The sequence below is a fragment of the Nitrosomonas communis genome (genome assembly GCF_900114745.1).
GTDB lineage: Bacteria > Pseudomonadota > Gammaproteobacteria > Burkholderiales > Nitrosomonadaceae > Nitrosomonas > Nitrosomonas communis_A.
In genome coordinates, this window is record NZ_FOUB01000023.1 from 46,572 (window position 1) to 57,067 (window position 10,496).

The window sequence follows — 10,496 nt, forward strand, 5'->3', positions numbered from 1 at the left end:
AGGCCAGCGGACCACGCAGATCATTTACCTACTATTTAATCCCATAGTAAGAATTAATTTTATTCACCCAGGACTCGTCTGCCATGTCTGGCCAACGATCCTTATCGAACCCTGGCGCATCTTTAAGACGCTCTTTATCAACATTTAACACAAAACGCTTATTCTCCGGATCGAGCTTTAATGCTTTCCAAGGCACCGCAAAAAGCTTTTCTCCTATGCCGAGAACGCCGCCAAAGGATAACACTGCATAACTTACAGTACCATTGGTCGTATCTATCATGATTTCTTTAATGTCACCCAGATCCTCACCTGCTTGATTGTAGACATCATCTCCAATCAATGTATCGGCACCCATCAACCGAGGTCCAGGTCCATCATTTCTATTTTTGTACATACCATAGGTATCGCGATCTTCATAACTCATGTTCATCTCCTATCAAAACGATTTTAGAAAGGGTTCTTGCGATCGCCTTGCAATTGCTAAACTTAACAAGTTAAACATGCACGTCCATCTCGACACGCTGTAAACATAACAATACACACGCAACTGAAAACGGTCTGTACGCTGGCACACTTATGCGCTCAGCATGTTAACGAGATACTAAACAATCTGCTCAGAAGCTCCCTCTTACTGCCGTACTATTTGCAGATATGGTTAAACTATCGCAAATAGGCCAGCGGAGCACGCAGATCAATTACCTACTGTTTAATCCCATAGTAAGAATTAATTTTATTCACCCAGGACTCGTCTGCCATGTCTGGCCAACGATCCTTATCGAACCCTGGCGCATCTTTAAGACGCTCTTTATCAACATTTAACACAAAACGCTTATTCTCCGGATCGAGCTTTAATGCTTTCCAAGGCACCGCAAAAAGCTTTTCTCCTATGCCGAGAACGCCGCCAAAGGATAACACTGCATAACTTACAGTACCATTGGTCGTATCTATCATGATTTCTTTAATGTCACCCAGATCCTCACCTGCTTGATTGTAGACATCATCTCCAATCAATGTATCGGCACCCATCAACCGAGGTCCAGGTCCATCATTTCTATTTTTGTACATACCATAGGTATCGCGATCTTCATAACTCATGTTCATCTCCTATCAAAACGATTTTAGAAAAGGTTCTTGCGATCGCCTTGCAATCGCTAAACTTAACAAGTTAAACATGCACTTCCATCTCGACACGCTGTAAACATAACAATACACACGCAACTGAAAACGGTCTGTACGCTGGCACACTTATGCGCTCAGCATGTTAACGAGATACTAAACAATCTGCTCAGAAGCTCCCTCTTACTGCCGTATTATTTGCAGATATGGTTAAACTATCGCAAATAGGCCAGCGGAGCACGCAGATCATTTACTTACTATTTAATCCCATAGTAAGAATTAATTTCATTCACCCAGGACTCGTCTGTCATGTAAGGCTTCAAGACCATGTCTGGCATACATTCCGGTTAGAGGAAAAAAAGAATAATGTGCGCTTCCGAACAGACTGATTTTCTCCGCGATGAGAAACTTAAAAAGTAAAATTTCACCTTGTTGTTGTCCTTGTTGTATATGAGAGCAGGGAAAGTCGGTTATACACTCCACTCACACCTCCACTAAATGGGTAAATATTAAGGTTCTCCGGAGTGAGTAATTAATGAGGATAAAAATGGCTATCATAAAATGGATCGGAATTGCCCTCCTTACGCTGGTTATTTTAGTTGTATTGCTGCTCGCGTTAATGAGTTCAAATTGGGTGCGAGATATAGCTGCGCAACAGATCAGTGAGCGAACAGGTCGAAAACTCACAATTAATGGTGATTTGAGCATCAATTGGTCCTTGACGCCCCACATAAGGGTTGAACAAATACAGTTTGAAAACGCAGCATGGAGCAAACAACCGGATATGCTAGAGCTTGCGGCTCTTGATCTCAGTATTGATCTGATTGAACTCATTCATGGCCGTGTAATACTCCCTGAAATTATCCTTACTAAACCCAATATTATTTTAGAAAAATCTCCCAATGGCGAACCTAACTGGGAATTACCAATTGAGAAAGATGAGACGAAGGAGCGTGCAGAATTACCAATTATTGAGCGCTTGCAGATTGAAGAAGGTCGCCTCCGTTATCATGATTTATCCGCGAATACAGAGATTAGCGCAAATTTTGAGACGGCTAAAGGACAGGCTGACGGCGAAGAAGCGACTCATTTACAAGCCAAAGGAAAGCTTAAGGGAAGCCCATTAGCCTTAAAATTAACTGCGGGGCCATTAGTTGCGCTTCGCGAAGCAAAAGCACCCTACCCGTTGACCCTGGATTTGAAAACGGGGGACACCGCGATTAGAGTTAAGGGTACTGTGACGGAACCTCTGCAGTTTAAAGGCGTAGATTTGCAGTTTGCCATGAAAGGTCCTGATCCTGAGCAATTATCAGACATAACCGGATTACCAATGCCCAGCCTACCACCTTATCAGTTTAAAGGGTACTTGTCTTTTCATGAAAATACCTTGCAAGTTAAAAAGTTGAATGGGCGTGTGGGAGATAGTGATTTTGCGGGGAATGTTAGCGTGAAGATAGGTGAGCAGCGACCTTTTATAAAGGCGAATCTGACCTCAAAAAAAATAGATTTAGATGATTTTGGACTAATAATTGGCCTGGCTCCCGAGACTGGACCTGGAGAAACTGCCTCTGCAGAACAGAAAGAGCAAGCAAAAAAGCAAGCCGCCAGTCCCTATGTACTGCCCAAAAAGTCTATCAAATTTGATGACTTACAGAAGATAAATGCCGATATTACTCTGCAAAGCAAGCATGTTGAGTCAAAGCTGCCAATGGATAAGCTTTCTACGCGAGCCATCATTAAGAATGGTCATTTAATTCTTGATCCTCTAAATTTTAAGATCGCGACTGGAAGTATACAGTCCAATCTTGAGCTCGATACAAGAACCAAACCTGTCAAAAGCAAAATAGAAACTAAAATACGTCACGTTCGTTTAAATGAAATTTTACGTCGCCTTAAGATTTCTGATGAAAGTGCAGGTTTAATCGGTGGCGAAGCTACCTTTTGGTTCAAAGGAAATTCTGTCGCAGAAATGCTAGCCTCGGCTGATGGCGGCTTATTGATGTTAATGACAGGCGGCCAGCTTGATGATTTGTTGGTAGAACTCGGCGGCCTTGACGTTGGGGAAGCTTTGGTATCTTTATTCGATAAAGAGGATAATACCGAAATCAACTGTGCTTTTGTTGATCTTCCCACCACTGGCGGAATCATGGAAATAGGTAATTTTGTTATAGATACTGAGGACACTGTATTTTTCAGCAAAGGGTCTATTGATTTCAAGAAGGAACAATTAGATCTGGTCATTGACCCTAACCCTAAAGACTTGAGTGTATTTTCAGCTCGTGCGCCTCTCTACATAAAAGGTAGTTTTAAAGAACCAGATTTTACTCCTGGTGCAAGAGCGATTGTACGGGGCGCATTCTCGCTTGCGTTAATACCTTCAGCGCCAATTGTAAGTCTATATGCACTCATTCAAGAAAAAGAAAAAGGGCAGAAAGATAATAATCAACAGAGTGACCGCTGTTCCCGTTTTATAGACACATTAAAAGAAGCTCACAAATAAAGATTATATTTATTTTTATAAAATGTGGAGAAATAAATGAGCTATAAAGCACCCCCTATCATAAGAGTAATTAGTTATTTACTCATCCTATTTGCATTGAGTGGCTGCGCTGGTTTATTTTCCCATGAGCCATTTACCCATGAGCCTCTAATTAAAAAAGAAGATCAAGAAGATTTAACTTTAGCCATGCAAGTAAAAGCAAAACTGATTGAAACGAAGGAACTTAGTGCCGCTGCTATACATGTGGAAGCATCTAATGAAGTGGTGATATTAAGTGGATTTGTTGAAACAGAATCTCAACGTAAATTAGCCGGTTCTATTGCGGAAAAAGTACCTAATGTGAAGCAAGTAGACAACAAGATTAAAGTCAAATAAGCAAAGCGATTAAGGCGATAGATGGAAGTGGAACTAATTTATAGCTTGAGCGCGCAATTTTCGGCTGAAACTGGTCTGTTTATTTCTCTACAATAGATGCAAAGAAAAAGATGAATCTACTTGGTAATTGGCAATTACAACTCACCTTAGTGGCAACCGTTGCGTTCGCAATGCTGCTCGGAGGCTGCATAGGATTTGAGCGCGAAATTAGTCAGCGCCCGGCCGGCATGCGCACCCATATGCTGATCGGAGGCGCTGCCGCGCTGCTGCTTGGTATTGGCGATCTCCTGGCTGAGCATTTCAGCGAGGAAACCTATTCGCAGCTGATCAGAGCCGATCCCATCCGCATTATCGGAGCTGTAGTTACTGCAGTAGCATTTATCGGTGCGGGCACCATCATCCAGCACTCGCGACATAACTCAGTCCTCGGACTCACAACGGCTGCTTCACTGTTATTAACGGCATCTATCGGCGTTGCTGTGGGTTTGCAGCAATACATCCTTGCGATCGGTGTGACTTTGCTGGCATTGGTGGTTCTGCATTGGTTACCTAAGCCCAAGGAAACAGATCTCTAATCATACGCGTCTACTTTTGATATTAATTTTGCTTTAAATATCTTCAGATTTGCCAATATTTTTGATCGGGATTAAAAGATCATGCAGAGCTGGGCTCGATGATGAGCATGTAAGTTTCATACTATGGTGGCTCCTATTCCACACATGTGTTTGACAGTAAATTTAACTTCCAGTACATTTCTCATTATCGAAAGGCGTTTATTTTTCCTATATTGCATACAGGAGATGGCCGATGCGTTATTATGCGCTTGCTTGCGATTACGACGGCACTATTGCATTGGATGGGAAAGTGGACGAGCAGACCATGGCAGCGTTGGAGCATACGCGGAACTCTGGCCGCTCACTTATTCTAGTCACCGGGCGCGAACTCGACGATCTGATGCGGGTATTTCCTCGAATCGATTTGTTTACCCGCGTTGTCGCTGAAAACGGTGCGCTATTATACCGTCCTGAATCGCGTGAAGCAATTGCACTTGCCCCGCCGCCACCCCTAGAATTAATTGCGGAGCTACAAGCTCGCAAGGTGGCGCCGCTCTCCGTAGGTCAAGTGATCGTTGCAACGTGGGAACCACACGAGACTACAGTCCTGGAAACTATCCGTGATCTCGGTCTCGAGCTAGAGGTTATCTTCAACAAAGGAGCTGTGATGGTGTTGCCGACTGGGGTTAACAAAGCTAGTGGGTTACTCGCAGCGTTGAACGAACTGGGACTGTCACCCCACAATGTAGTCAGTATCGGTGATGCGGAGAATGACCATGCTTTTTTGCGCATAAGCGAATGCGCAGTGGCGGTTGACAATGCTTTGCCAAGCTTGAAAGCACGCGTTGACTGGGTGACTGCGCGCGACCATGGTGCCGGAGTAGAGGAGCTGATTAAGCGATTGCTTGCTGATGACCTGCGCAGCTTGGCCCCGAGCCAAGTACGCCATCAGATCGCTTTAGGCAAGCGTGATGATGAAGTGGTGAGCATTGATTCGTATGCTACTACTATCTTGCTGGCTGGTCCCTCGGCTAGCGGGAAATCCACTTTTGCGACCGGTTTTATGGAACGCTTGCGAGAGCAAGCGTATCAATTTTGTATTGTCGATCCGGAAGGTGACTATCAACAATTGCAGGGGGCGATCTCACTAGGCGATAGCCGGCAACCACCAGTTCTTGATGAAGTACTTAAATTATTGGAACAGCCTAACCAGAATGTGGTTGTCAACCTGCTAGGTATTACCTTGGAGGACCGCCCTGCTTATTTTGAAAAACTGCTATCGGCGCTCGTGTCCCTGCGCGCACGCACCGGACGCCCGCACTGGCTGGTAATTGATGAGGCCCACCATCTGCTGCCCACGTCGTGGAGTCCAGTTAGGGTAGCGTTGCCGCAAGCACTGCATGGTCTTATGATGATTACGGTCCACCCTGACCATGTCTCGGGCGCGGCTTTGTCTTTCGTTCAGTTGCTAATTGCCATTGGCCCCACGCCGAAGGAAACGCTGCGTTCTCTCGCCCGCGCCCTGGATCGTCCGATACTGCCTGACCCGCCATCCCATCTTGATACCGGAGAGGCGGTAGCTTGGTGGCTGAGCTCTGAAGCGCCGCCGTTCGTATTCGAATCGATTCCTCCACAAGGCGAGCGTAGACGCCATGTACGCAAGTATGCGGCAGGGGAATTACCTCCGGAGCGGAGTTTCTACTTTCGTGGTCCCAAGGGAAAACTAAATTTGCGGGCTCAAAACTTGTCCCTTTTCCTGCAATCGGCCGAAGGTGTGGATGACGAAACTTGGATGTTCCATCTGCATCAAGGTGATTACTCGCGCTGGATACGCAACGCCATCAAGGACGACGAATTATCCCAAGAGATTGCGCAAATCGAGCGCCTTAATTTATCACCGCACGAAAGCCGCGCGCGCATTCGAGAGCGGATAGAGCTGCGCTATACCGGGTCGGCTTAGCGATCCCCTGTTTCATGAATTAGCGACCTTCACACTCATAGCTTTCAATTTTTTCTTGAAATATGTGCCTATCTTCTTCGTTAGCCTTTGGGTGACGCAGGCCTTTTATAAGACACACCCAAACGCCTTAAAGCATGATTGATATTCTGGGTCTGACTCCAGGCCGTCTGCGCACTCGTACTGATACACGTCTGGGTAATTCTTGACGTCCTGCGCCAAAGTCTCGATGTCAATTTTGATAGAAGGCTTATCCGGGCTATCCTCGGATTGGGTATAGCCGATCTCGTATAAAATGATTCAAATTTCATAAGCGGCAAAGAGCTGCTCGATGCAATACTCTTCCCTTTTTCTGATGGCTTTGGCCTGGGCTCATTTTGGTTCAATGTTATTTAAGTCGTAAGCCTTCAACCCCACCACCTACCCACACTCTTTCATGAATGTTTTAATAATCTCTGACGTAAACGGCAACAGTTCGTCGATGCGGCTGTTAGGCCAGGAGGGGAGTTTTTCGAGGGTGTCGGCTAGCCATTCTGCGGGATTGAGGCCGTTGAGTTTTGCTGTGCCGAGTAGGGTTTGAATGGCGGCGGCACGTTTTCCGGCGCGTTCGGAGCCGGTGAACAACCAGTTTTTCTTGCCGAGCGCGATGGAGCGAATAGTGTTTTCGACCGCATTGTTGTGTGTGCCTTGCTAAGGCGCATCTGATTCGTCGGTGCAAATCCGACTTGGCTAACTATCGCTCCAGCCGGAAGTACTTGTAGCGGTCCAGGAGGTAACAAATGGGTGTTGCCAGTGTGCAGGATCGAGACGGGGCCCGCCTGTGTTGCGTCACATGCCAGGAGGGTACAAAAAATTGAGGAGGTTGGGTGGATGATGGCTATGGGGGGGTTTAGTAGACTGGGCCGCAGAATGGTTTAAATTCTGTCTGGAGATGGTACTGCGCCCCAGGGAAACCAGGAAATTTGTGTTATTGCCTTGGCGCTGGGTAGTCGAGCGCACTTTTGGCTGGCTGAACCATTCGCGCAGGCTTAGTAAAAGCTATGAGCGCCTCACCCGGACGGATGAAACCTGGGTTTACATCGCCATATCCCGCATTATATTGAGGCGCTTGACATAAAACAGGAATTTCAAACAGTTCCTAAGCAGTTACAGACATCTAAAAATTTAGGTGTGGTCGTGGTTGACGGCTGTACCACAAAGAAGCAAATGTAGAGTCTTCCGTCGGCGAGCCGAGGGAGAATGATCGTTATAAATGCACAGATTGCCAGCATTTGGATAATCGCGGATATTGCCAGAAGTGAATTCGGAATAAGAAAAGCAGCAAAAGAAATATGCTTCTAGCAAAACCATTACGAGCGTGCGGCACATAGCTACAGAAATATGATAGAAGCACTAATAAGACTGATTCTCAATAAAAGAAGCGCAAACAAAAATCAATGGTAGGTAGTGTCTACCCGGAAACCCTTTGTTCCTATAAAAAACAGTGGGTTGCATTTAATTTAAGAAATGAAGATTTCTAAAAGATTGAGGCAGAGTGAGGTTGATTAATTGAATTGCGCTGGTTTTACTCAAATTCCTAGAAATCTTCATTTTTGAAATCAGGCGCAACCTTTTGCTTTTTTATTGGGTTTGGGAGTTTTCTGACAAGCACTAGGTAGTAGTACTTGGCAGAGAATAACCCAGCGAAGAATTGCAGAAAAACTCACCGGGTTGTGACAGCTTATGACATGTATTAACACAACAACATTAATACAAATTCTTTATTGGCTGGATTTAGGCAAGCTTTAGCACATATTTTTGAGGCAAACCAAATAAGCTTTACCCCTACTCAAGAGATAGCTGTTATCCACGGAAAATGTGGAAAACTCCTGATATATTCAGTCATCTTCGTGGGGTAATTCTCTCGTACATTAATATAATGAAGGTAGCTATCTACTATCGCTTGACCTGCAAGTCATTCTTGACAGATTTCACGCCCTCAACCATACGCGCAACTTCGCCCGCTCTATCAATCTCGGCCTGGGTACTGACGAAGCCACTCAGTTGCACGACACCTTTTGAAGTTTCTACTTTAATTTCAGAGGATTTCAGAGTAGGCTCATCGTAAATATCCTTTTTGACTTTCGCAGTAATAACTGAATCATCAATATATTCTCCAGCTGTCTCTGCCATTGACGTTGATGTGCCACCCAAGAAAAAAACCAATAGGACAATTGATAAGAAATTAAAAAAACGATTATTTAGTTGTTTCATGGTAAAACCCTCCTAAAGGATTGATGGAACTAAAACACATCCATTGATGCTTTCAGATTAAAAGAGTCAGTTTACACATGCTCATCTACATTTTTTAGATGTATAAATAATATATAAGTTCATGCATAAGCATTGAGCTTAACGCCCACCATCCCACCAGTTCTTAGATAACGTGAGTTCGGGATAAGAAAAGCAGCAAAAGGAATCTGAATTCCTTATGATAAAAGGATTTCAATGTCATAACCCTTAGTGTTTGATAGTCGCTTCATGACCTCAAAGCCTGTTTCTTGATACAAAAGAGCAATTAATCTCTCAAAATCGTCTGGAATGGTTGGTATAAATGCGTCCGGCATAAGTCTGTTGGTTTATTTAAATAGACTTAATTAAATTTCCCAAATGGTGCGCTCTATAACTCTATTGTGCCAAAAAAAATAGAATCTCCTATTTTAATAAAACTCTCGGTATTTTCTATATTTTTGATGATGGCTTGATCTAGCTTTTATCATAACAAACCTAAACCTTATTAATTCCGTAATTATAATGAATAATTATTGCAAATTCAATTACTTATAACAAAAAGGAAGCAGTAAAAATCTCAACAATTTATATCTAGCTGCAAATATGACTCCACAAAATGAGAGTGTTTTGATAGACAAGGACGGACCTGTTGATCACGGGAAGCATGGTAAATAGGTTTGCCCATTAACAAGGAAGACTTTCGAAAGATCGTTATTCAAGAAGCAGTAAATGAAGCGCGAGCTGGTGAGGTAACGATGTGTCGAGGAATACTCATACAGTCCCACATTGTCAGGCAGCAGTAGCGGAAGACCCTAATTTACTGCAAAGAGTTTTACATGGAGCAAACTGATTTGTACAAAAAAGACGGCGGGTGTGAGGTTAGATTAAAACCCGCTAGGATTGCGCTAGAACGATTATTTTTTGGCGGGAATGGTTTTTTTTATGAGCCCTACTCTTTTTTTCCTAAAGTTCCAGAAATAAGAGCCGTTAAAAGTATTTCATGATGTGGTATTTGTCATGAAGTTCATATTGATATGCCTCTCCCCCACCGGATTTTTTAGCTGATTCGGTGGGATTTTCTTATATTCAGATTGTGCAATTGGTCCGGGAGAACAGATAGCAAAAAAATACCCACCAGACCTTTAACAATCTGGCGGGCTTTGTTGTTTAATTTTTGCTTTTTGCAAGCTCCATTAGCTCTTCAAAATCTTCTCTTTCTGCTAATACCGCAGCAAGCCATGTATTTGGCTTTTCAAACCATTCAAGAAGAACATTAGACCTACAAATAAATTTCTTTGGTGACCATATAATTCTGCCAGTGCTTCGGCAAGTTTACGATCATTTTTTATGATCTCTTGTGTTTCTGCAAATGGTTTGATTAATGCCACTAAGCTTAATTGTCTAATATGGTTAATCTCTTCCTAAATCGAATTAATAAAATCATCAATGCTTCTTACTTTATCTGGTGTCATTGGCTTATAGGTTAACTCATTTGTTGATATTAATGTGTTTTCCATGTGTGCTCCTCCTTAAATAATCGTCCCTGAAATACTACAGAAATTAGCATGAATATTGGCATTGAGGGATACCCAAAAGGTATGGAATTTGCCAGAATTGAGTTAGTTATCCCTTATTTCTGGTGAATTGATGAAGCCCAAAAAGCAAGCACTCACCCTTTGTGACGATCTTTTTCGGATGAGACTGGAACAAATGCTGGACCAAC

General features: G+C 43.6%; 9 protein-coding genes and 1 pseudogene. 6 read left to right on the plus strand and 4 right to left on the minus strand.

Going from position 1 to position 10,496, the window contains the following annotated elements:
* Positions 1-31: 31 nt before the first annotated feature.
* On the minus strand, positions 32-424 hold the full coding sequence (locus BM122_RS10060; RefSeq protein ID WP_074905445.1) for a PRC-barrel domain-containing protein: 393 nt from the start codon (positions 422-424) through the stop codon (positions 32-34).
* A 275-nt stretch (positions 425-699) separates the two neighbouring features.
* Positions 700-1,095 (minus strand): PRC-barrel domain-containing protein, encoded by a 396-nt coding sequence (locus BM122_RS10065; RefSeq protein ID WP_074905446.1) that lies wholly within the window; start codon positions 1,093-1,095, stop codon positions 700-702.
* A 568-nt stretch (positions 1,096-1,663) separates the two neighbouring features.
* On the opposite strand from BM122_RS10065, the gene BM122_RS10075 reads away from it, so the two are divergent.
* The 4 genes from BM122_RS10075 (at position 1,664) to BM122_RS10090 (ending at position 6,505) form a co-directional block, all read left to right on the plus strand.
* A complete protein-coding gene (locus tag BM122_RS10075) occupies positions 1,664-3,616 on the plus strand; it encodes an AsmA family protein (protein ID WP_074905448.1) in 1,953 nt (650 codons plus the stop codon).
* A gap of 36 nt (positions 3,617-3,652) precedes the next feature.
* Positions 3,653-3,991 carry a BON domain-containing protein gene (locus BM122_RS10080; RefSeq protein ID WP_074905449.1) on the plus strand — a complete coding sequence of 113 codons (339 nt, stop codon included), beginning with the start codon at positions 3,653-3,655 and terminating at the stop codon, positions 3,989-3,991.
* Between the two features lie 110 nt (positions 3,992-4,101).
* Positions 4,102-4,566, plus strand: a complete 465-nt coding sequence (locus tag BM122_RS10085; protein ID WP_074905450.1) for an MgtC/SapB family protein — start codon at positions 4,102-4,104, stop codon at positions 4,564-4,566.
* 232 nt (positions 4,567-4,798) lie between these two features.
* The gene (locus tag BM122_RS10090; protein ID WP_074905451.1) at positions 4,799-6,505 is read left to right on the plus strand and encodes an HAD family hydrolase; all 1,707 of its coding nucleotides are present in this window, start codon (positions 4,799-4,801) and stop codon (positions 6,503-6,505) included.
* Between the two features lie 417 nt (positions 6,506-6,922).
* Here BM122_RS10090 and BM122_RS10095 read toward each other — a convergent pair.
* Positions 6,923-7,180 (minus strand): annotated as a pseudogene (locus BM122_RS10095) (transposase domain-containing protein); the annotation flags it as partial.
* A 253-nt stretch (positions 7,181-7,433) separates the two neighbouring features.
* On the opposite strand from BM122_RS10095, the gene BM122_RS26010 reads away from it, so the two are divergent.
* The gene (locus BM122_RS26010) at positions 7,434-7,619 is read left to right on the plus strand and encodes a transposase (protein ID WP_083398441.1); all 186 of its coding nucleotides are present in this window, start codon (positions 7,434-7,436) and stop codon (positions 7,617-7,619) included.
* Between the two features lie 818 nt (positions 7,620-8,437).
* Here the strand turns inward: BM122_RS26010 and BM122_RS10105 are convergent.
* Positions 8,438-8,755, minus strand: a complete 318-nt coding sequence (locus BM122_RS10105) for a BON domain-containing protein (RefSeq protein ID WP_074905452.1) — start codon at positions 8,753-8,755, stop codon at positions 8,438-8,440.
* Positions 8,756-9,609: 854 nt separating this feature from the next.
* Between BM122_RS10105 and BM122_RS23270 the strand changes: the two genes are divergently transcribed.
* Entirely contained in the window at positions 9,610-9,777 is a 168-nt protein-coding gene (locus BM122_RS23270) for a hypothetical protein (RefSeq protein ID WP_177198094.1), read from the plus strand.
* The last annotated feature ends 719 nt before the right edge of the window (positions 9,778-10,496 follow it).

Coding starts and splice junctions, on each gene's coding strand:
- BM122_RS10105 (WP_074905452.1), bottom strand. CDS start 8,755: ATGAAACAACTAAATAATCGTTTTTTTAATTTCTTATCAATTGTCCTA.
- BM122_RS10085 (WP_074905450.1), top strand. CDS start 4,102: ATGAATCTACTTGGTAATTGGCAATTACAACTCACCTTAGTGGCAACC.
- BM122_RS23270 (WP_177198094.1), top strand. CDS start 9,610: ATGGAGCAAACTGATTTGTACAAAAAAGACGGCGGGTGTGAGGTTAGA.
- BM122_RS10075 (WP_074905448.1), top strand. CDS start 1,664: ATGGCTATCATAAAATGGATCGGAATTGCCCTCCTTACGCTGGTTATT.
- BM122_RS10060 (WP_074905445.1), bottom strand. CDS start 424: ATGAGTTATGAAGATCGCGATACCTATGGTATGTACAAAAATAGAAAT.
- BM122_RS26010 (WP_083398441.1), top strand. CDS start 7,434: ATGGTACTGCGCCCCAGGGAAACCAGGAAATTTGTGTTATTGCCTTGG.
- BM122_RS10065 (WP_074905446.1), bottom strand. CDS start 1,095: ATGAGTTATGAAGATCGCGATACCTATGGTATGTACAAAAATAGAAAT.
- BM122_RS10080 (WP_074905449.1), top strand. CDS start 3,653: ATGAGCTATAAAGCACCCCCTATCATAAGAGTAATTAGTTATTTACTC.
- BM122_RS10090 (WP_074905451.1), top strand. CDS start 4,799: ATGCGTTATTATGCGCTTGCTTGCGATTACGACGGCACTATTGCATTG.